The 19,783-nt window shown below is 62.8% G+C and carries 18 protein-coding genes; 7 read left to right on the top strand and 11 right to left on the bottom strand.

The window, feature by feature from the left end:
• Positions 1-3: 3 nt before the first annotated feature.
• The 3 genes from ACYG9R_RS24350 to ACYG9R_RS24340 all read right to left on the bottom strand — a co-directional run bounded on the left by ACYG9R_RS24350 (position 4) and on the right by ACYG9R_RS24340 (position 3,422).
• The gene (locus ACYG9R_RS24350; RefSeq protein WP_023701171.1) at positions 4-888 is read right to left on the bottom strand and encodes an SPFH domain-containing protein; all 885 of its coding nucleotides are present in this window, start codon (positions 886-888) and stop codon (positions 4-6) included.
• A gap of 35 nt (positions 889-923) precedes the next feature.
• Entirely contained in the window at positions 924-2,603 is a 1,680-nt protein-coding gene (locus tag ACYG9R_RS24345) for an NAD+ synthase (RefSeq protein ID WP_023688333.1), read from the bottom strand.
• A gap of 117 nt (positions 2,604-2,720) precedes the next feature.
• A complete protein-coding gene (locus tag ACYG9R_RS24340; protein WP_023822956.1) occupies positions 2,721-3,422 on the bottom strand; it encodes a DNA-3-methyladenine glycosylase I in 702 nt (233 codons plus the stop codon).
• A gap of 91 nt (positions 3,423-3,513) precedes the next feature.
• Here ACYG9R_RS24340 and ACYG9R_RS24335 point away from each other — a divergent pair, with 91 nt between their 5' ends.
• Both ACYG9R_RS24335 and ACYG9R_RS24330 read left to right on the top strand, forming a co-directional pair.
• Complete coding sequence (locus tag ACYG9R_RS24335) at positions 3,514-4,077, top strand: DUF1003 domain-containing protein (protein WP_023822957.1); 564 nt, start codon at positions 3,514-3,516, stop codon at positions 4,075-4,077.
• Positions 4,074-4,682, top strand: coding sequence for a DedA family protein (locus tag ACYG9R_RS24330; protein ID WP_023695416.1), 609 nt, complete (start codon positions 4,074-4,076; stop codon positions 4,680-4,682). The genes ACYG9R_RS24335 and ACYG9R_RS24330 overlap by 4 nt, the downstream gene beginning before the upstream one ends.
• Positions 4,683-4,685: 3 nt before the next feature.
• On the opposite strand, the gene ACYG9R_RS24325 is transcribed toward ACYG9R_RS24330, so the two are convergent.
• The 3 genes from ACYG9R_RS24325 to ACYG9R_RS24315 all read right to left on the bottom strand — a co-directional run bounded on the left by ACYG9R_RS24325 (position 4,686) and on the right by ACYG9R_RS24315 (position 6,171).
• Positions 4,686-5,273: a hemerythrin domain-containing protein gene (locus tag ACYG9R_RS24325; protein ID WP_081726774.1), complete on the bottom strand. Its 588-nt coding sequence runs from the start codon at positions 5,271-5,273 to the stop codon at positions 4,686-4,688.
• A 43-nt stretch (positions 5,274-5,316) separates the two neighbouring features.
• Positions 5,317-5,676, bottom strand: coding sequence for a diacylglycerol kinase (locus ACYG9R_RS24320; protein WP_023667554.1), 360 nt, complete (start codon positions 5,674-5,676; stop codon positions 5,317-5,319).
• A 75-nt stretch (positions 5,677-5,751) separates the two neighbouring features.
• Entirely contained in the window at positions 5,752-6,171 is a 420-nt protein-coding gene (locus tag ACYG9R_RS24315) for a GFA family protein (RefSeq protein WP_023667555.1), read from the bottom strand.
• Positions 6,172-6,509: 338 nt separating this feature from the next.
• Here ACYG9R_RS24315 and ACYG9R_RS24310 point away from each other — a divergent pair, with 338 nt between their 5' ends.
• The 4 genes from ACYG9R_RS24310 to ACYG9R_RS24295 all read left to right on the top strand — a co-directional run bounded on the left by ACYG9R_RS24310 (position 6,510) and on the right by ACYG9R_RS24295 (position 9,314).
• A complete protein-coding gene (locus tag ACYG9R_RS24310; protein WP_023822959.1) occupies positions 6,510-7,580 on the top strand; it encodes a GGDEF domain-containing protein in 1,071 nt (356 codons plus the stop codon).
• A gap of 105 nt (positions 7,581-7,685) precedes the next feature.
• The gene (locus tag ACYG9R_RS24305; RefSeq protein WP_023701176.1) at positions 7,686-8,084 is read left to right on the top strand and encodes an MbcA/ParS/Xre antitoxin family protein; all 399 of its coding nucleotides are present in this window, start codon (positions 7,686-7,688) and stop codon (positions 8,082-8,084) included.
• Positions 8,044-8,814, top strand: a complete 771-nt coding sequence (locus ACYG9R_RS24300) for an RES family NAD+ phosphorylase (protein ID WP_023822960.1) — start codon at positions 8,044-8,046, stop codon at positions 8,812-8,814. The genes ACYG9R_RS24305 and ACYG9R_RS24300 overlap by 41 nt, the downstream gene beginning before the upstream one ends.
• Positions 8,815-8,858: 44 nt before the next feature.
• The gene (locus ACYG9R_RS24295) at positions 8,859-9,314 is read left to right on the top strand and encodes a hypothetical protein (RefSeq protein ID WP_023822961.1); all 456 of its coding nucleotides are present in this window, start codon (positions 8,859-8,861) and stop codon (positions 9,312-9,314) included.
• 75 nt (positions 9,315-9,389) lie between these two features.
• Here the strand turns inward: ACYG9R_RS24295 and ACYG9R_RS24290 are convergent, their stop codons facing one another.
• The 3 genes from ACYG9R_RS24290 to ACYG9R_RS24280 form a co-directional block, all read right to left on the bottom strand.
• Positions 9,390-10,763 (bottom strand): class II 3-deoxy-7-phosphoheptulonate synthase, encoded by a 1,374-nt coding sequence (locus ACYG9R_RS24290; RefSeq protein WP_023681558.1) that lies wholly within the window; start codon positions 10,761-10,763, stop codon positions 9,390-9,392.
• Positions 10,764-10,898: 135 nt separating this feature from the next.
• Positions 10,899-14,396 (bottom strand): transcription-repair coupling factor, encoded by a 3,498-nt coding sequence (gene mfd, locus ACYG9R_RS24285; RefSeq protein ID WP_023822962.1) that lies wholly within the window; start codon positions 14,394-14,396, stop codon positions 10,899-10,901.
• A 10-nt stretch (positions 14,397-14,406) separates the two neighbouring features.
• Positions 14,407-14,694: a succinate dehydrogenase assembly factor 2 gene (locus ACYG9R_RS24280; protein ID WP_023704554.1), complete on the bottom strand. Its 288-nt coding sequence runs from the start codon at positions 14,692-14,694 to the stop codon at positions 14,407-14,409.
• A gap of 305 nt (positions 14,695-14,999) precedes the next feature.
• Between ACYG9R_RS24280 and recG the strand changes: the two genes are divergently transcribed.
• Positions 15,000-17,108, top strand: coding sequence for an ATP-dependent DNA helicase RecG (gene recG, locus ACYG9R_RS24275; protein ID WP_023822963.1), 2,109 nt, complete (start codon positions 15,000-15,002; stop codon positions 17,106-17,108).
• On the opposite strand, the gene ACYG9R_RS24270 is transcribed toward recG, so the two are convergent.
• Positions 17,060-17,830, bottom strand: a complete 771-nt coding sequence (locus tag ACYG9R_RS24270; protein ID WP_031199028.1) for a DUF502 domain-containing protein — start codon at positions 17,828-17,830, stop codon at positions 17,060-17,062. The genes recG and ACYG9R_RS24270 overlap by 49 nt on opposite strands.
• A gap of 92 nt (positions 17,831-17,922) precedes the next feature.
• On the bottom strand, positions 17,923-19,746 hold the full coding sequence (gene glmS, locus ACYG9R_RS24265; protein ID WP_023822965.1) for a glutamine--fructose-6-phosphate transaminase (isomerizing): 1,824 nt from the start codon (positions 19,744-19,746) through the stop codon (positions 17,923-17,925).
• Positions 19,747-19,783 lie beyond the last annotated feature (37 nt).

Here is a 19,783-nt window from a genome sequence, read left to right as displayed (position 1 = left end):
CTTTCAGGACCCGGCTTTCGGAGTGGAAAGCTGGCTGAGCGCGCTGGTGAGCATATCAGGCGTGATCGACAGATTGCCGACCGAACCGCCCTTTTCCGCCCAGGCCTTGAAAGCCATCGCCGTCAGCACGTGCGCCGGCGCCGACGAATAGACGGTCAGTTCCAGCTGTTGGGCCTTGGCTTGCGCCTCGGCAAGCGTCAGCTTGTTGCGCGCCTCGGTATCGACCAGCAGCTTGTTGCGTTCGGCAAGCTCGATTTCGGTCGCCAGCTCGCTCTGCTTGATCTCGCGCTCCTTCTCCACGCCCCAGGCACGGCGCCCATAGATCGCGGCATCGGCCTGGCGCTGCAGCGCCTCGCGATATTCGGTCTGGAGCGCCTTGCGGATCTCCGGCGTCGGCTGGACCGAGGTGATGTGAACCTCCTCGATCGACAGGCCGGCGGTCGCGGCAATCGGATCGTTGCGCAGGAGTTCGGCGAGATTGCCACCGAGCTTGGTCACCTCGGCCAGCGCCTGTTCCAGCGTCATGCTCGAAACCACCGCGCGGGCGCGGCTCTGTATCGCAAGCACCAGGCGCTCGGCGATCTTCTCCCGGCCGTCGCCGACGACGTCGGCACGGCTGAGCTTGGCGCTGAAATCAAAACCTTCGGCTGCCTTGAGTGGATCGATGATGCGGTAGCTGACCGACCCCTGGATTGCCAGATCCTGAAAATTCGCCGTCGTCTCGGTGAAGATGAAGGGGTTATCGAGCGACGTCACCGGCACCATCGCTATCGTGGTGCCGAACGTGCCGTACCAGAAGGAGATGCCGCGCCCCTGCTCCCTGATCTTGCCGTTCTTGAAGCGCAGGATGTGATACTCAGGCGTTCCCTTGAAATAGCTGATAAACATGCGCCCCCCAAAGGTTTACCAATTCAATCAGATGTTTAGCCGCGATCCCTGAAACGGTTGGTGATGGGATAGCGGCGGTCGCGGCCAAAATTCTTCCGGGTGATCTTCACACCCGGCGCCGCTTGTCGGCGTTTGTACTCGGCAATGTAGAGCAAATGTTCGACGCGCGTCACCGTCGCCCGGTCGTGGCCGCGCGCGACGATGTCGTCGACGCCCATTTCGTTCTCGACCAGGCATTCCAGAATGTCGTCCAGCACCGGATAGGGCGGCAGCGAATCCTGGTCGGTCTGGTTCTCGCGCAATTCCGCCGACGGCGCCTTGTCGATGATATTCCTGGGGATCACCTCGCCTGAGGGACCGAGCGCGCCCGGCGGCACATGGCTGTTGCGCCAGCGCGACAGCGCATAGACCTGCATCTTGTAGAGGTCTTTTATCGGGTTGAAGCCGCCATTCATGTCGCCATAAAGCGTGGCGTAGCCCACCGACATCTCGCTCTTGTTGCCCGTGGTGACGACCATCGAGCCGAACTTGTTGGAGATCGCCATCAGGATCGTGCCGCGCGCGCGGCTCTGCAAATTTTCCTCGGTAATGCCTTCCTTGGTGCCCTCGAAAAGCTGCGTCAGCGTATGCAGAAAACCCTCGACCGGTTCGAAGATCGGCACGATGTCATAGCGGCAGCCAAGCGCACGGGCGCAATCCTCGGCATCCTTCAGCGAATCCTCCGAGGTATAGCGGTAGGGCATCATCACCGCCCGCAGCCGCTCCTCGCCGAGCGCATCGACGGCCAATGCGGCGCAGATCGCCGAATCGATGCCGCCGGAGAGACCCAGCACGACGTTCTTGAAGCCGTTCTTGTTGACGTAGTCGCGCAGGCCGAGCATGCAGGCGCGGTAGTCCGCCTCCTCGCGCTCGGGGATTTTCGACATCGGCCCTTCCGAGCAGACCCAGCCGTCAGCTGTGCGCTTCCACTCGGTGACGGCAAGCGTTTCCTCGAACTGGCTCATCTGGAAGGCGAGAGACTTGTCCGCATTTAACGCGAAACTCGCGCCGTCGAACACGAGTTCGTCCTGCCCCCCAACCTGATTGGCGAACAGAAGCGGAAGACCGCTTTCGATGACCTGGCGCAGCGCTACTTGATGGCGCACATCGAGCTTGCCGCGATAATAGGGCGAGCCGTTCGGCACCAACAGCAGTTCCGCCCCACTCTCAGCCAGCGTTTCGCAGACGCCGAAATCGTTCCAGATCTCCTCGCAGATCGGGATACCGATCCGCACCCCTCGGAAATTGGTGGGGCCGGAGATCGAACCTTCCGAGAAGACACGCTTCTCGTCGAACTCGCCATAGTTCGGCAGATCAACCTTGTCTCGGGTCGAAAGGATTTTGCCTCCGTCGAGCACAGCGACCGAATTGTGCTTGCCCTTCTCGCCCTGCCGGGGGAATCCAATGATGATGCCGGGACCACCATCCGCAGTTTCGCGCGCCAACTCGTCTGTTGCCTTTAGGCAGCCCTCCAGAAAGGCCGGCTTCAGCACCAGATCCTCCGGCGGATAACCGGAGATGAAAAGTTCCGTGAACAGGATGAGGTCGGCACCTTGCCGGGCTGCATCCGCCCTCGCCTCACGCGCTTTGGCGAGATTGCCGGCGATGTCACCGACGATCGGGTTCAACTGGGCAACGGCAATGCGAAGCGTGTCAGGAGCGGTCTTCTTGGTCATGCTTGCGGTTTAGCGCGGCAAATTTGCCCCGGCAATGGCGTTCGTTAGGACCACCCCGGACTGATCGAATTCGATCATGTCCCGGACCGATCTATTTCGATCGTGTCTAGTCCGCCATTATTCGCGTAGCGCCTCCGGCGACCGGTTCTCTCCGATCGACATCGCCAGGATGCGCGAAATGTGCCGGCGCGGCAGGCCAGTTTCCTGCGCCCATTTGTTGATCTGCGCCTGGATCTTGTCGAGATCCCTCTTCGACGTCGGACTTTCGGCGATGTCGAGGCCGGCGTCACGCAAAGCCGCGACCATATCGGCCGAGATGACGAAGGCGTCCCATTGCAGCCAGCGCAGGAAATACTGGCCGGTGTTGCCGCCAAGCCGGCTGCCATGCTTGCCGAGATACGCCATCAGCCCGACCTGGTCGTCGTCAGGCCACTCCGCGAGGAATTTGCCGAAACCGCCATGTTCCTTCGACACACGCTCAACGAAGGCGGCGTTGTCGCGGACGGATTTGATCTTCTGCGGGTTGCGCACGATGCGTTGATCAGCCGTCAGGTCGTGCCAGAAGTCATCAGGTTGAAACAACAGCCGTTTCGGCTCGAAATGGAGAAACGCGTCCTCGAACCCGGGCCATTTCTGTTCGATAACGCGCCAGACGAAGCCGGCGGCAAATACCCGCTCGGCCATCGTCGACAGGATGCGATCGTCCGTAATGTCGGAAACAGCAGCATTGTCAGGCGCCGGCCCGAGCAGCGAGGTCAGCACCGCGTCGCCGCCTTTGCGTTTTGCAGCACGGGCGCGAATCTTCGCGAAATCGGGCATCCTGCATCCTCGCGCCGCGCTTTTGACGAAACGCCATCTTCCTATATGCAAACAAGGCTGCCAAGCCGACGCTTTTCCTATGGAGACATCCATGCACAAGACCGTGCCAGAACTTGCCAACCGCTGGTTGAGGCGAACGCCTGAAACCCTCAGCGAGCTCGAGCGGCGGGTGTTGCAGAGCACTGTCGACCGCAAGCCCATCTCGCAGGATATCAACGACAGCCTCACCGGCCTTCAGGGCGCCGGCGACCGGATCGCCGATGCCATTGCCCGCATCGGCGGCTCGTGGACGTTCATCCTGTCCTTCATTGCTTTCCTGGTGCTGTGGATCGGCGCCAATTGGTGGCTGCTGGGACGAGACTCATTCGATCCCTACCCCTTCATCTTCCTCAATCTCGTGCTGTCGATGATCGCCGCCCTGCAGGCGCCGGTGATCATGATGTCGCAGAACCGCCAGGCCGCGCGCGACCGCATCGACGCCGCGCATGACTATGAGGTCAACCTCAAGGCCGAGATCGAGATCATGGCTCTGCATGAAAAGCTGGACGAACTGCGCCACAGCCAGATCATCGGCGCGCGCGAGGACATTGCGCGCCTGGCCGAACAGGTGAACCGCATAGACGAAAAACTGTCGGGCCGGCAAACCTCTCAATGACCGGGATCGTCCATCACCTCATCGAGCAATACGGGTTGATCGCGGTTTTCCTGGGCTGTGTCGCCGAAGGCGAAAGTGCGGCCATCCTCGGCGGCTTCTTCGCCCATCAGCATGTCTTCATCCTCTGGAAAGCTTTCCTCGCGGCCGCCATTGGCGCCTTCGTCGGCGACACGTTTTTCTTCGTCCTCGGCCGCAGCTTTGCCGACCATCCCAGGGTGCTGAAACTGAAGGCGAGGCCCGGCTTCAACCACGCCTACCGTCTCGTCTCGTCCCATCCCAACATATTCGTCCTGTCCAACCGCTACATCTATGGCCTGCGCCTGGTCGGCGGCATCGCGGCCGGTTTCGCCAGCATTTCGGTAGCGCGCTTCGTTATCCTCAACGCGGTGTCGTCGCTGGTCTGGGCGGCTTTGTTCTGCGGCATCGGCTACGTCTTCGGTCTCGGCGCCGAGCAGATGATAGGCAAGGCACTGCTCCATCACGAACGGCTGCTGATCGCGCTTGCCATAGGTCTGGGTGTCGCCATCCTTGCCTGGCTCATCGCCCGCACCGTCGCCGGCAAGGAGCGCGCCAAGGACGCCCGCGACAGCGAAACCACATCGTAAGGTTCAGTCGTCGTCCTCGACCAGAGCCCGGTTGCCGCGATCGAGGATCAGCGGGATGATGAGATCTTCCTCGTCGGCCAGATGCCGCTTCAGCATGGCGATCAGCCGGCTGTTCTCGTCCGCATAGGCGTCGGCGGCGAAGCGCTGCCTGTCCTCGCTCTCCTCGAGCGTGCGGATGAAGGCGTTCGCCGTCTCGGCGTTGCGCTCCAGCCCCTCATGAATGGTGTGATGGTCGGCATCGAGGATTTCGAAGCCGCGCTTCAGGCGCGGCTCCGCCTTGGCGAAGGCCGGGAAATATTGGTAGTCCTCGACATTGTGGTGGCCGTCGAGATTGCCGAGAAAGTGGTTCAGCCGCGGCGCGAACCAGCGCGCGAAATCCGGCGCCGTCAGCCTGCCTTCGCGATAGTCGCCAATGCCGTTGGTGAGCATGCCGCCCAGCTCTCGGAACATGTCGTGCCGCTGCAGCCACATGTTTGCCATGCCGTGGATGTTGGCGTGGCCCTGCCATGTCTCGCGCGGATATTTTTCCGCCAGCCAGCGCAGGTCTTCCGGCAGGCCGGCTCTTTCAAGCAGCAGAAAATTGGCTTCCACGACGTCAGTCTCCTTTGGTGACTAACATATGGGAGCGTTCAGATCAGATCGGTAGTCCCGTGATGCGCTCGATGAGGGCGATTCCCCAGACGCCGGCGACGATAACAACCGAAATCAGCACCGCCAGCGAGCCGCAGTCCTTGGCGAGCTGGATGTCGACGTTGAACTCGCGACTGAAGGCATCGCAGGCTGCCTCGATGCCGGTGTTCAGCACTTCGACCATGATGAGCAGCAGCACCGCGCCGATCAACAGCGCGTAGCCGCGCCACGAGACCGAGACGAACCAGCCGAGCGGCAGCGCCAGCACCAGCAGCATCAGTTCCTGCTGAAATGCCCTTTCGCTGGCGGCGAGCTTGCGAAAGGCTCGCACAGAATTGAAGTAAGCACCGATCAGCCGCTGCATGCCGCATCCCCTTCGAATCACCGGCAGGGGATATCGCAATGGCTGGATCAAGGGAATAAGGCAGCCGCCGCAAAATCACTCCTCCGCAACCTTGATCGTCGGCGTCGACTTCTCGAACTGCGGCAGTCCATCGTCGATGGTATAGTAATCGCCCTTGTCGCCGACAAAGATGTGGCATTGGCCTTCGAGCCCGGTCGGGTTGTCGAACGATCCGGCCAGAACTGAGACATAGGCATCCTGACCCGGCTTCCAGAACAGCACCGAGCCGCAGATCTTGCAAAAGCCGCGCTTGGCAAAGGAAGACGATTCGTACCAGCTGATGTTGTCGGCGCCGGTTATCGTGATGTCGCCGTCGGCGACGTTGGTCGCGGCGTAAAAATGCCCGCTCTGCTTGCGGCACTGCGAACAGTGGCAATAAATGACGCCGCGCAACGGCCCTCGCGTCTGGAAACGCACGGCTCCACACAGGCAAGATCCGCTGTGGTTGTTGCTCATCCCTACCTCCACCAGCCATCGTCCACGGCTTCGCCGCTGGCCGAGAGGATTTCAGTTTTGCCGCAGCCGGGCACCGGCAAATGCGACATGGGGTGGGCGTGTTCGGACCTGACCTCAGGATCTTTGCAAACCATTTCTGCAGCCTGCGGTAGAACGGACGCGTTACCTGGCGGCAAATTAAGGAAACTTTAGCGCCGGCGCATCTATGGTCGTTGCCAAGCGAATGTCGCGATTGGGGACGTGTCTTTCGCAGGATGATCCGAAATACGGCTGGCACTCTCCGGTCGGCGGCATCTCGCACGGTCTGCGATGGTTCCCAGAGGCAGAGTGAACAGAACATGCAGCCGGCAGCCGTCCAGACCGACCGAAACAGCGACATTGCAACAGCCGTTGTGGCGACCATGCGTCAGCTCGGCGTGCTTGGCCTGCCGCGCAATTACGAAATCTTCTACGAAGCACTGAAAGGCACCAATCGCGAACTCGGCCTGGCCGTCGTCGCGCTGAGCAACCAGCCGACGCAGGACGATCTCGACCGCATCGGCCGCGCTTTCTTTGCCCAGCATCACGGTCCCGGCATTGTCGAGCAGGCGCGCGACGTGCTGGCCAGGGAACTCGAGGACATCGCCTTGCTGCTGCGCAGCGAACGTAGCCATATCGAGAAATACGGCAAGATCCTCGATGAGACATCGAGTGGCCTCGCCAACCGCAGCCTGCTTTCGCAGGATCTGCTGCAGAAGGTCGCCAGCGCCATGGCGGCGGCCACCAACTCGACCCTCGACCACGGCAAGCAGGTTGCAACCACGCTGAGCGACAAGACGGCGGAACTGGAGAGCGTCAAGTCGAAGCTTGAGGAGTACAAGCGGCTCGCCGACACCGACCCCTTGACCCATATCTGGAACCGCCGCGCCTTCGACAAGCAAATCACGGCGATTTACACCTCCAACAAGGGGATCCTGTTCAACGCCCTGATCCTTGCCGACATCGACCATTTCAAGGGTGTCAACGATCGCTACGGCCACCCGGTCGGCGACAAGATCATCCAGATCGTCGCCGACATCTTCCAGACCAGCATCCGTGAAGACATGTTCGTTGCCCGCACCGGCGGCGAGGAATTCGCGCTGATCGTCGAGGGCGCCAGCGAGGATACCACTTACGAGATCGCCGAACGCATCCGCGTGCTGATCGAACAGACGCCGTTCACCAGCAGCCAGACCGGCGCCAATTACGGCACAGTGACCGTTTCCATGGGCATCTGCATGGCTTCCGAAGCGGAAAGCCCGGAGGATCTTTACACCAAGGCGGACCGGGCGCTCTACCGCTCCAAGGTTGGCGGGCGCAACCGCGTCACCCGGCACTCGACAATGGCCGGCCGCACCGGCAAGAACTGGCTGCTCTACAAGAAAGACTGACGCTTCGGCGTGCAGCCAATTCCCGGGCACAGGCAAATTTATCGGATCCCGCCTCTTTCCATATGAATTTCCGTGGACTATATTTTCCATGGAAAGAGAGAGGCCATGTCTGTTACACCACCCAATGCTGCCGCCCCTGATCTGACCGCGAAGGCGGCCGAAAACGCGGTTCTGACCAAGGCCACGCTGCGCGCCGCCGAACTCTTGGATATAACCGCCAGGGTGCTTGCGTCGATCATCGGCGTCTCGGAAGCCACGGTTTCACGCATGCGCAGGCAGGAATTCCTGCTGGAGCGCGGCACCAAGCCGTTCGAACTCGCGGTGCTGTTCGTGCGGCTGTTCCGTTCGCTCGATGCCATTGTCGGCGGTGACGAGACGATAGCCCGGGCATGGCTGAAGAATGCCAACACGGCTTTCGATGGCAGCCCGCTTGAAAAGATCCTCACCATTACCGGGCTTGTCGATGTCATTGCCTATCTGGACTCCCGACGCGCTCTCGTCTGAAGCCGTCCGGCTCGACGGCAAATACTGGCGCATGGTCGAGGCGCAGCACCGCGTCTCGACGCTTAAGATCGTCGACACGCTGGACGAACAGGCGCTGCTCGAGGATCTGATCGAGGAGACCAAACCGCAAATCCCCATGGAATGCCGGCATCTCCACTACCTTCTGGCGACGCCGTTCCGCTACGGGTCGATCTATCCGTACGGCTCGCGCTTCCGCCGCGCCGGCCGCACCCTGGGCGTCTATTATGCGGCCGAGACAATCATGACCGCGGTCGCCGAAATGGCTTTCTACCGCCTGCTGTTCTTTGCCGATTCGCCCGACACGCCATGGCCGCACGACGCAGCCGAATACACCGCCTTCGCTGCCGCGATCCGCGCCGACAAAGCCATCGACCTGACGCGGCCGCCGCTCGACCGCGACCGGGCCCATTGGACGCATCCTACCGACTATGCCGCCAGCCAGGCGATTGCCGATGTCGCCCGTGAGGCTGGGCTGGAGGCGATCCGTTACGGTTCGGCGCGCGACCCGAAGGGCGTCAATGTGGCGCTGCTGACATGCCGCGGCTTTACCAAGGCCAAGCCGCTGGAGCCGCACACATGGCACATCCGGCTGGGCTCCCTCGGCGTCCAGGCGATCTGCGAATTTCCGGAAAGGCGCATCGAGTTTTCCAGAACCGCCTTCGCCAATGATCCCCGCTTGAACGGCCTGCGCTGGGGACGCGGCCATTGATAGGTAAGAACAAGACTTCGAATTCCAATCCGGAACCGAGCACGATGCAAGCCGAGCCGCGTAGAATTTTTACTGGAACGATAATTGGATTTATCTACGGGTCCATTCTTGCAGTTCTGGCCTTTGCCGCGATGGGGGCTGGGCACGGCACCTACATTCCATTTCTGATTTCATCCGCGCCGCTCGGCGTTTTGACCCGCTTTGGCGACATCGGCGCCTATATCGCAATTTTCGGCGGCGCGCCGGTTATCTGGGCAATTTTCGGTGCATTGGATGCGCTTCCTGCTCGCCCACGGGTAATCAGAACCATCCAAATTCTAATTCTGTCGCATTATCTCTCAGGGCTGCTGCTTGTCTCAGCCGAATTCGATGAGTTCAATTATATGCTGCGCTTGTTGCGAATATTCCCGGCAGTCCCGCTCGTCTGGGCAATTATTTATCTGGCAGGGCAAGTTGTACTGTGGCGCCGAACAGTCAGACGCAACCAAGGTGTGAAATAATCGGCTGCAAGCGCATATCATCCGCAATGCGATATCCGCTCAGCTTCGTCTGAATCCGTTCAAACGCGACACGTTTTAGCCGTTCACGGCCTGCTTGTGCTGGATCGGATGGGTCTTCTTCAAGAGGTCGGACACCAGGAACGCCAGCTCGATCGCCTGGTCGGCGTTGAGGCGCGGGTCGCAATGGGTGTGGTAGCGATCCTGCAGTTCCTCTGCGGTGATGGCGCGGGCGCCGCCGGTGCATTCGGTGACGTTCTTGCCGGTCATTTCGACATGGATGCCGCCGGGATGCGTGCCTTCGGCGCGATGCACCTCGAAGAAGGTCTGGACTTCCTTGAGGATGCGGTCGAACGGCCGCGTCTTGTAGCCGGCTGCCTCGATCGTGTTGCCGTGCATCGGATCGGATGACCACACGACGCTGCGGCCTTCCTTCTGCACCGCGCGCACCAGCTTCGGCAGATGGTCGGCGACCTTGTCGGAGCCGAAGCGGGCGATCAGCGTCAGCCGGCCCGGCTCGTTCTCCGGATTGAGCAGGTCGATCAGCTCCAGCAAGCCGTCCGCCGTCAGCGACGGACCGCATTTGAGGCCGAGCGGGTTCTTGATGCCGCGGCAATATTCGACATGCGCATGGTCGGGCTGGCGGGTACGGTCGCCGATCCAGATCATGTGGCCCGACGTTGCGTACCAGTCGCCGGAGGTCGAATCGACGCGGGTCAGTGCTTCTTCATAGCCAAGCAGCAGCGCCTCGTGGCTGGTGTAGAAGTCGGTCTCGCGCAGCGCGTAATTGGTCTCGGAGGTGATGCCGACGGCCTTCATGAAGTCCATCGTCTCGGTGATGCGGTTGGCGAGCATGCCATACTTCTCGCCTTGCGGGCTGTCGGAGACGAAGCCCAGCATCCAGCGATGCACATTCTCCAGGCTGGCGTAGCCGCCTTGGGCGAAGGCACGCAGCAGGTTAAGCGTCGCCGCCGACTGGCGGTAGGCCATTTCCTGGCGGGCCGGGTCGGGAATGCGCGACTTCGGGTCGAACTCGATGCCGTTGATGATGTCGCCACGGTAGCTTGGCAGCGTCACCTCGCCCTTGGTCTCATTGTCAGACGAGCGCGGCTTGGCGAACTGGCCGGCGACACGGCCGACCTTCACCACCGGCTGCGCGCCGGCAAAGGTCAGCACCACCGACATCTGCAGGAAGACGCGGAAGAAGTCGCGGATGTTGTCGGCGCCATGTTCGGCGAAACTCTCGGCGCAATCACCGCCCTGCAGAAGGAATGCGTCGCCGGCAGCGACAGCCGCAAGCTGCTTCTTCAGCTTGCGCGCCTCACCGGCAAAAACCAGCGGCGGAAAGGTGGCGAGCTGGGCTTCCGTGTTCTTCAGCGCGGCGAGGTCCGGATAGGCAGGAACCTGCTTGATCGGCTTTGCTCTCCAAGAATTCGGCGACCATTTCGTCATCGCTGCACCCAAACGCTCTTTCCAGCAGGCTTTTGCCCGCCATTCCCGCCCCATATGGGGATGGCGGCTCCATACACGAAGCCGATTTCCTATTCTAGACCGGAATTCAAGCGCTGGCGAATGGTAGCCGGCGGGCTATGCGGCCTTCTCCACCAGCCGCGCCAGCTGGGTCATGACGACAGCCGAGCCCGCCAGACGCTTCTCGGCTGTCGGCCAGTCGCGGATGAAGACCACGCTGTGGTCGGCCCTGATCTTGGCCAGCGAGCCCTGTTCGCCGATGTACTTGACCAGCCCGACCGGGTTGGAAAACTCGCGCTTGCGGAAATGGATGACGACGCCCTTGGGGCCGGCATCGAGCTTTTCGACATTGGCCCTGCGGCAGAGTGCCTTGATGAAGACGATCTTGAGCAGATGCTTCACTTCCTCCGGCAGCGGGCCGAAGCGGTCGATCAGCTCGGCGCCGAAAGCATCGATCTCCTCGGTGTTTTCGAGATCGCCAAGGCGGCGGTAGAGCGCCAGCCTGAGCTGAAGGTCCGGCACGTAGCTTTCCGGGATCATGACAGCCGTGCCGACAGCGATCTGCGGCGACCAGCCGCCGTCCTGGACCTCGCCGGAATCCTTCACCTCGGCCACCGCCTCCTCCAGCATCTGCTGGTAGAGCTCGAATCCGACCTCCTTGATATGACCGGATTGCTCTTCGCCCAGAAGGTTGCCGGCGCCACGGATGTCGAGGTCGTGGCTGGCGAGCTGGAAGCCCGCGCCAAGCGTGTCGAGCGACTGCAGCACCTTCAGCCGGCGCTCGGCGGTGTCGGTGAGCTTGCGGTTGGCCGGCAGCGTGAACAACGCATATGCCCGCACCTTGGAACGGCCGACGCGGCCGCGCAGCTGGTAGAGCTGCGACAGGCCGAACATATCGGCGCGATGGATGATCAGCGTGTTAGCGGTCGGAATGTCGAGCCCGGATTCGACGATGGTGGTCGACAACAGCACGTCGTACTGGCCGTCATAGAAGGCGTTCATGATGTCGTCGAGTTCGCCCGGCGGCATCTGGCCATGGGCCACCGCCACCTTCAGCTCGGGGACGGATTCGCGCAGGAAATCATGGATTTCGGCGAGATCGCTGATGCGCGGAACGACATAGAAGGAATGGCCGCCGCGGTAGCGTTCGCGCAGCAGCGTCTCGCGGATGACCAGCGGGTCGAAAGGCGAGATGAAGGTGCGCACCGCCATGCGGTCGACCGGCGGCGTGGCGATCAGCGACAGTTCGCGCACGCCGGTCAAGGCAAGCTGCAGCGTGCGCGGGATCGGCGTCGCCGACAGCGTCAGCACGTGGACGTCGGTCTTGAGGTCCTTCAGCCGTTCCTTGTGCTTGACGCCAAAATGCTGCTCCTCGTCGATGATCAGCAGGCCGAGATTCTTGAACGAGATCGCCGACCCGAGCAGTGCATGAGTGCCGATGACGATGTCGACCTGCCCCTCGGCGATGGCTTTCTTGGTTTCCGCCAGTTCCTTGGCGCCGACCAGCCGCGAGGCCTGGCCGACGCGGATCGGCAGTCCGGAGAAGCGCTGCGAAAAGGTCTTGAAATGCTGGCGCGACAACAGCGTCGTCGGCACCACGACCGCGACCTGGAACCCTTCCATCGCCGCGATGAAGGCGGCGCGCAACGCCACTTCGGTCTTGCCGAAGCCGACATCGCCGCAGATCAGCCGGTCCATCGGCTTGCCGGCGCCGAGATCGTCCACGACGGCATCGATCGCGCCCTGCTGGTCGTCGGTCTCCTCGTAGGGAAAGCGCGCCGAGAATTCGCCGTAAAGCCCTTCCGCCGGCACCATGGGCGGCGCGGTACGCATCTGGCGCTCGGCGGCAATGCGGATCAGCTGTCCGGCCATGTCGAGCAGGCGCTTCTTCAGCCGCGCCTTGCGCGACTGCCAGGCGCCGCCGCCGAGCTTGTCCAGCGTCGCCTCGGCTGTGTCAGAGCCGTAGCGCGACAGAAGCTCGATGTTTTCCACCGGCAGGAACAGCCGGTCGTCGCCGGCATAGTGGATTTCCAGGCAGTCATGCGGCGCGCCGACCGCCTCGATGGTGCGCAGGCCGATGAAGCGGCCAATGCCGTGATCGGCGTGGACGACGATGTCGCCGGCCGACAGAGACGAGGCCTCGGCAATGAAATCCGAAGCGCGCTTCTTGCGCTTCGAGCGGCGGATCAGCCGGTCGCCCAGAATGTCCTGCTCGGCGACGACAACCAGCTGTTCGGTCTCGAAGCCGGATTCCAGCGGCAGCACCGCAAGGGCGGCCTGGCCCGGCTCGAGCTTTTCGGCTTCGGCCAGCGTCGCCACCGGCACGAGATTGCCGAGATGATGCTCGGCCAGGATCTGGCCAAGCCGGTCGAGCGAGCCTTCGGTCCAGCCGGCGACGATGACCCGCCGGCGCGCCGCGCGCTCGTCGGCGATGTGTTTTACGACGACATCGAAGACGTTGATGTTTGGGTCAGCCCGTTCCTCGGCAAAGCTGCGGCCATGGCGCGAACCGCCATGGAAGACCTTCCTGGCCCCGACATCCGGCGCATCGAAAGCAGTGAAGTCGATGGCTTCGCGCGGTCCGAGCGACGCCACGAGGTTTTCCGGCGAGAGATAGAGCAGGTCCGGCGCCACCGGCTTGTACGGCACGGCGTCCTTCAACGCGGCGTCGGCCTGTTTGCGGCGCGCTTCGTAATGGTCGAGGATCAGCGTGTGGCGTTCGGCCAGCGCCTCATGCGCCAGGTGGTCGAAGATCACCGGTGCATCAGGCAGATAATCGAATACCGTCTCCAGCCGCTCGTAGAACAACGGCAACCAATGCTCCATGCCGGCGAAGCGCCGGCCCTCGCTCACCGCCGCATAAAGCCCGTCGTCACGCTGCGGTGCGCCAAAGGCTTCGATATAGGACCGGCGGAAGCGGCTGATGGTTTCGGGGGTCAGCGCCACTTCACTCATCGCCTGCAGCGCCATCGACTTGCGCTGGCCGGTGGTGCGCTGCGTGGCGGCGTCGAAGACGCGGATCGATTCCAGCGTGTCGCCGAAGAAATCGAGCCGCAGTGCTTCCGTCCAGCCGGGTGCGTAGAGGTCGAGGATGCCGCCGCGCACGGCGAATTCGCCGATACCGCGCACCGTCGGCACCCGCTCGAAGCCGGAAATCTCCAGCCGGGACACCAGCGCGTTCATGTCGATCTGGTTGCCGGGCTTTGCGTGGAAAGTCTGCGCTTCGACCAGATCGGCCGGCGGAATGCGCTGCAGCAGCGCATTGGCAGTGGTCAAGATGACCGCGCGATGCGGCTTTTTTGCCAGCGCGATCATCGCGGTCAGCGCATCGAGCCGCTTGGCCGCGGCATCCGAGCCTGGCGAAACGCGGTCATAGGGCAGGCAATCCCAGGCCGGCAGCTCCAGCACCGGCAGGCCGGGCGCGGCAAAGGTCAGCGCCTCGATGATCGACGGCAGGCGCTGGCCATCTCGCGCCACGAACAGCACGGGTCTGTCCGGCGCGATCTCATGGATCGCCTGCACCAGAGCAAAAGCTTCGTAGCCATCGGCAACGCCATCGACGATGAACTGGCCGGCGCGGCCTTTCGGCAGACCGATTCTGGGAATGAGGCTCATGGTTGCACGTTTAAAATGTCATGGTCCGGCGCGATGCCAGGATCTTTTGCAGGACGGCACAGTCGATATTCCCGGGAACCGGGCGTTCGCCGGTGACCATGGGCAGGAATTCGGTGTCGGGGATGTCGAGGAGCCTTTCATATTGGTCGATTTCATCGCCGGTCAAGGCGCCGATCTCGTTGTCGGCAAACGTACCGAGGATAAGGTCCATCTCGCGCATCCCGCGATGCCAGGAGCGGAACAACAGCTTGCGGCACCTGATATCCAGCCCCTCGCTTGATCGTTTCGTCCCGGTCATCGTGCCGCATCCTTCCTTGGTGCGGCGCATATAGCGTGGATAGAGGGCGGTGTCAGCCTTGCAACGCACGGGTGGGCGGCTAAACATCCCAGGTGTGAAGAACACTCCTGACAACGCTGGTGCCGGATACCGCCCGCACTTCACCCTCCTTGTGGGGAGGGTCGGCGAGCACGCATCGCAAAGCGAAGCGGGTGAGACGGGGTGCTGCGCTGGTGCGCCGCCTTCTTCTGAAGTTAGACGCGCACCTACCCCCACCCCGCTCCGCTTCGCGGATCGACCCTCCCCACGGGGGGGAGGGTAAAGCCATGCGCCCCTCCCTCCTCGACCCTCTCTTCGTGCCCATCACTTCGCTTGCCGGCGTCGGCCCCAAGGTTGGCGCTCTGATCGAGAAGGTGGTGGCGGCCGATCTCGGCGAACGGCCGGCGCGCGCCGGCGACCTGTTGTTCGTGCTGCCGCACACCGTCATCGACCGCCGCAATCGTCCCGGCATCGCGCTTGCGCCGGCCGGCTCCATCGTCACGCTCGACGTGCGCATCGACCGCCACCAGCCGCCGCCGCGCGGCAACCGGTCGGTGCCTTACCGCGTCTATGCCCATGACGACACCGGCGAGATCGGCCTGACCTTCTTCCACGCCCATGCCGCCTATCTCGAAAAAGCGATGCCGGTGGGCGAGCATGTCGTCGTCTCCGGCCGTATGGAATGGTTCAACGGCCGCCCGACCATGGTCCATCCCGACCATATCGCCCTGGTGAGCGAGGCGGAAACACTGCCGCTGGTCGAACCGGTCTATCCGCTGACCGCCGGCCTGTCGGGCAAGGTGCTGCGCCGCGCCATCGGCCAGGCGCTCGGCCGGCTGCCGGAATTGCCGGAATGGCAGGACGGCGCCTTCATGCGCAAGCAGACTTTCCCCGCCTTCGCCGACGCGCTCGCCCGCATCCACTATCCCGCGGACCCGATCGATGTCGCCATCGAGGGGGTGGCATGGCGCCGCCTTGCCTATGACGAGCTTCTCGCCGGCCAAGTCTCGCTGGCATTGGTGCGGGCAAAAGTGCGCCGGCTGTCGGGCCGGCCGCTCATCGGCGACGGTCGCATCGTCGAGAAACTGCGCGCAGCCCTGCCGTATTCATTGACCGGCAGCCAGGAATTCGCGCTTGCCGAAATCAATGCCGATCTGGCCGACCCCGATCGCATGCTGCGCCTGCTGCAAGGCGATGTCGGCTCCGGCAAGACGGTAGTGGCGCTGCTGGCCATGGGGCGCGCAGTCGAGGCCGGCGGCCAGGCGGCCTTGATGGCGCCGACCGAAATCCTGGCGCGCCAGCATCTGGCGACAATCACGCCGCTGGCCGAACAGGCCGGCCTGCGCGTCGCTATCCTGACCGGCCGCGAAAAGGGCCGCGAACGCACTGAAACGCTATCAGGTCTCGCCAGCGGCGAGATCGACATCGTCGTCGGCACCCATGCGCTGTTCCAGGAAACGGTGACCTATCACGACCTCGTCTTTGCCGTGGTCGACGAGCAACACCGCTTCGGCGTCCACCAGCGGCTTGCCATCACCGCCAAGGGCGACGCCCCCGACATGCTGGTGATGACGGCGACGCCGATCCCGCGCACTCTGGTGCTGACCGCCTTCGGCGACATGGACGTCTCCAAGCTGACGGAAAAGCCGGTTGGCCGCCAGCCGATCCGCACCGTCACGCTGCCGCTGGAACGGCTGGACGAGCTGGTCGGGCGCATGCTTGATGCCGTTGCCGACGGCCAGAAGATCTACTGGATCTGCCCGCTGGTCGAGGAATCCGAAGAGATCAAGCTGATGTCGGCCGAGGACCGTTTTGCCTCGCTGCAGCCCTTGTTCGGCGATCGCATCGGCCTCGTCCATGGCCGCATGAGGGGCGCCGAAAAGGACGAGGCGATGCGCGCCTTCAAGGCCGGCGAAACCCGCATCCTGATCGCCACCACCGTTATCGAGGTCGGCGTCGACGTGCCGGACGCCACGATCATGGTCATCGAGCATGCCGAGCGTTTTGGCCTGGCGCAACTGCACCAGCTGCGCGGCCGCGTCGGGCGCGGCGACAAGCCTTCTTCCTGCGTGCTGCTTTACAAGGACCCGCTCGGCGAGACGGCAAAGCGCCGGCTGTCGGTGATGCGCGAGACCGAGGACGGTTTCCTGATCGCCGAAGAGGATCTGAAGCTGCGCGGCGAAGGCGAATTGCTCGGCACCCGCCAGTCCGGCACGCCGGGCTTCCAGGTGGCGCGCATCGAGGTGCACGCCGACTTGCTCGAAGCAGCCCGCGACGATGCAAGGCTGATCCTGTCGCGCGACCCGGAACTACAGTCTGAGCGCGGCGAGGCGCTGCGCCTGCTGCTCTATTTGTTCGGCCGCGACGAGGCCGTACGGCTCTTGCGCGCCGGCTGAGCGCCCTCGGCGATCATCCCGCCAAGCGGCGGGTTGGCGAGATCTCCGTCGATCGGCTGGCCGTTCATAGTCACCATTTTCGGCTTGACTTCGGGCGCCACCAGCCCGGCCGAGACGATCAGCCTGGCGCCGTCCTCAATCGTCATGTCGAGCAGCACGATGTCGGATTTCGGCACGTACATCAGGAAACCGGTGGTAGGGTTCGGCGTGCACGGCATGAACACGGCGATCATCGGGTCGCCTGCATGGTCGAGCTTCTGGTTGATCTCGGTTTCCTTCTCGCTGGCGACGAACACCAGCGACCAGACGCCTTTTCGCGGATATTCGACCAGCCCGACCTGGCGGAACATATCACCCTTGTTCGAAAGCACCGTCTGGAATATCTGCTTCAGCGAACCGTAGATGCCGCGCACCAGCGGCATACGGCCAAGCAGCCGTTCGCCGAAATTGACGATCGCGCGGCCGACGATGTTGGCGGTCATGAAGCCGATCAGCGTGATCAGCACGAGCGCCACGATCAGGCCGAAGCCGGGCACCGGAAACGGCAAATAGGTGTCGGGGCTGTAGCGCGCCGGAATGTACGGCTTCACCCAGGAATCGACCCAGCCGACGAACGACCAGGCGATATAGGCGGTGATCGCCAGCGGCGCGCAGACGATAAAGCCTGTGAGGAAATAGTTCCTCAGCCGGGTCATGCCGGAAGTTCTGGGAGCATCGGACATGGTTCACCGGGGGCGCGGGTTGCAGCGCCACACTAGTGAAGCGGACGGCGCTTTGGAACTGCGAAGTTTTTAAGACCCCCGATGAGCGCCGACTACTCCACCGTCACCGATTTCGCTAGATTGCGCGGCTGGTCGACGTCGGTGCCCATGAACACGGCGGCGTAGTAGGCCAGCATCTGGATCGGCAGCGCGTAGATGATCGGCGAGATGATTTCCGGCACGTCGGGCAGGATGATCGTCTCCATCGTCTTGACGCTGACCTGCGCCGCGCCCTTGGCGTCGGTGATCAGGATGATCTTGCCGCCGCGCGCCGCCACTTCCTGCATGTTCGACACGGTCTTTTCGAAGATACGGTCATGCGGCGCGATGACGATGACCGGCATGTTCTCGTCGATCAGCGCGATAGGCCCATGCTTCAGCTCGCCCGCGGCGTAGCCCTCGGCGTGGATGTAGGAGATTTCCTTGAGTTTCAGTGCGCCTTCCATGGCCAGCGGGAAATTGGTGTCGCGGCCGAGATAGAGCACGTCCTTGTAGCGCGAGATTTCGCGCGCAATGCGCTCGATCTGCTCCTCGAGCTTGAGCACATGGTTGGCGTAGCGCGGCGCCTCCGAAAGAGCGCGCACCAGCGTCTTTTCCTCATCCTTCGAGATCGTGCCGCGGGCCACGCCGGCGCGCACCGCCAGCGAGGCCAGCACCGAGAGCTGGCAGGTGAAAGCCTTGGTCGAGGCGACGCCGATCTCTGGCCCGGCCAGCGTCGGCAGCACGACGTCGGATTCGCGCGCCATGGTCGATTCGCGCACATTGACGATGGCGCCGATCTTCATGCCCGCCTTGCGGCAATAGCGCAGCGAGGCCAGCGTGTCGGCGGTTTCGCCGGACTGCGAGATGAAGAAGGCGGCATCATCAGCGGATAATGGCATTTCGCGGTAGCGGAATTCCGAGGCGACATCGATGTCGACCGGCAGCCGCGCATAGCGCTCGAACCAGTATTTGCTGATCAGGCCGGCTAGATAGGCGGTGCCGCAGGCCGAGATCGCCAGCCGGCCGATCTTGGCGAAGTCGAACGGCAGTTCCAGCGGCTTCGACACGCCGGAGACGAAATCGACATAGTGCGCCAGCGTATGCGAAATCACTTCGGGCTGTTCATGGATTTCCTTTTCCATGAAATGGCGGCGGTTGCCCTTGTCGACCATGAAGCTGGTCGACAGTGATTGCTGGCGCTTGCGGGCAACCTCTTTGCCGTCGATGTCGAAGATGGTGACGCCATCGCGGCGCACCACCGCCCAGTCGCCGTCTTCAAGGTAGGTGATGGAATTGGTGAAGGGCGCCAGCGCGATGGCGTCGGAGCCCAGAAACATCTCGCCATCGCCATGGCCGACGGCCAGCGGCGGGCCATTGCGGGCGCCGACGATGAGGTCCTCGTCGCCGGTGAACATGATGGCCAGAGCAAAGGCGCCTTCCAGCCGCTTCAGCGCCTGATGCGCCGCCTCGATCGGCTTCAACCCCTTGGCGAGTTCGCGCGCCACCAGATGTGCTACGACCTCGGTGTCGGTCTGCGACGAGAAGGAATAGCCGTCGCGGATCAGCTCATCGCGCAACTCGGCGAAATTCTCGATGATGCCGTTGTGAACGATGGCGACGCCGTTGGAAAAATGCGGATGGGCGTTGGTCTCGTTGGGCACGCCATGGGTCGCCCATCGCGTGTGGCCGATGCCGATGGTGCCGTCGAGCGGTTCTTCCTTCAGCCGGCGTTCGAGGTTGATGAGCTTGCCTTCGGCGCGGCGGCGGCCGAGCGCACCTTTCTCGACGGTGGCGACTCCGGCGGAGTCATAGCCACGATATTCAAGCCGCTTCAAAGCATCGACAATGAGCGGCGCGACTTGGCTCTGGCCGACAATTCCGACGATACCGCACATGCGCCTGCCCCCGATTCACCTGGAAAACCAGTCCCGA

Source organism: Mesorhizobium sp. RSR565B, assembly GCF_054719465.1.
Note: the sequence above shows the minus strand (reverse complement) of the source record. Positions and strands in the feature narration are given on the sequence as shown.

Excerpts from the sequence above, each read along its gene's own strand:
- ACYG9R_RS24350 (WP_023701171.1), bottom strand. The coding sequence starts at position 888 with ATGTTTATCAGCTATTTCAAGGGAACGCCTGAGTATCACATCCTGCGC.
- ACYG9R_RS24345 (WP_023688333.1), bottom strand. The coding sequence starts at position 2,603 with ATGACCAAGAAGACCGCTCCTGACACGCTTCGCATTGCCGTTGCCCAG.
- ACYG9R_RS24340 (WP_023822956.1), bottom strand. The coding sequence starts at position 3,422 with ATGCCCGATTTCGCGAAGATTCGCGCCCGTGCTGCAAAACGCAAAGGC.
- ACYG9R_RS24335 (WP_023822957.1), top strand. The coding sequence starts at position 3,514 with ATGCACAAGACCGTGCCAGAACTTGCCAACCGCTGGTTGAGGCGAACG.
- ACYG9R_RS24330 (WP_023695416.1), top strand. The coding sequence starts at position 4,074 with ATGACCGGGATCGTCCATCACCTCATCGAGCAATACGGGTTGATCGCG.
- ACYG9R_RS24320 (WP_023667554.1), bottom strand. The coding sequence starts at position 5,676 with ATGCAGCGGCTGATCGGTGCTTACTTCAATTCTGTGCGAGCCTTTCGC.
- ACYG9R_RS24315 (WP_023667555.1), bottom strand. The coding sequence starts at position 6,171 with ATGAGCAACAACCACAGCGGATCTTGCCTGTGTGGAGCCGTGCGTTTC.
- ACYG9R_RS24310 (WP_023822959.1), top strand. The coding sequence starts at position 6,510 with ATGCAGCCGGCAGCCGTCCAGACCGACCGAAACAGCGACATTGCAACA.
- ACYG9R_RS24305 (WP_023701176.1), top strand. The coding sequence starts at position 7,686 with ATGTCTGTTACACCACCCAATGCTGCCGCCCCTGATCTGACCGCGAAG.
- ACYG9R_RS24300 (WP_023822960.1), top strand. The coding sequence starts at position 8,044 with ATGTCATTGCCTATCTGGACTCCCGACGCGCTCTCGTCTGAAGCCGTC.
- ACYG9R_RS24295 (WP_023822961.1), top strand. The coding sequence starts at position 8,859 with ATGCAAGCCGAGCCGCGTAGAATTTTTACTGGAACGATAATTGGATTT.
- ACYG9R_RS24290 (WP_023681558.1), bottom strand. The coding sequence starts at position 10,763 with ATGACGAAATGGTCGCCGAATTCTTGGAGAGCAAAGCCGATCAAGCAG.
- mfd (WP_023822962.1), bottom strand. The coding sequence starts at position 14,396 with ATGAGCCTCATTCCCAGAATCGGTCTGCCGAAAGGCCGCGCCGGCCAG.
- ACYG9R_RS24280 (WP_023704554.1), bottom strand. The coding sequence starts at position 14,694 with ATGACCGGGACGAAACGATCAAGCGAGGGGCTGGATATCAGGTGCCGC.
- recG (WP_023822963.1), top strand. The coding sequence starts at position 15,000 with ATGCGCCCCTCCCTCCTCGACCCTCTCTTCGTGCCCATCACTTCGCTT.
- ACYG9R_RS24270 (WP_031199028.1), bottom strand. The coding sequence starts at position 17,830 with ATGTCCGATGCTCCCAGAACTTCCGGCATGACCCGGCTGAGGAACTAT.
- glmS (WP_023822965.1), bottom strand. The coding sequence starts at position 19,746 with ATGTGCGGTATCGTCGGAATTGTCGGCCAGAGCCAAGTCGCGCCGCTC.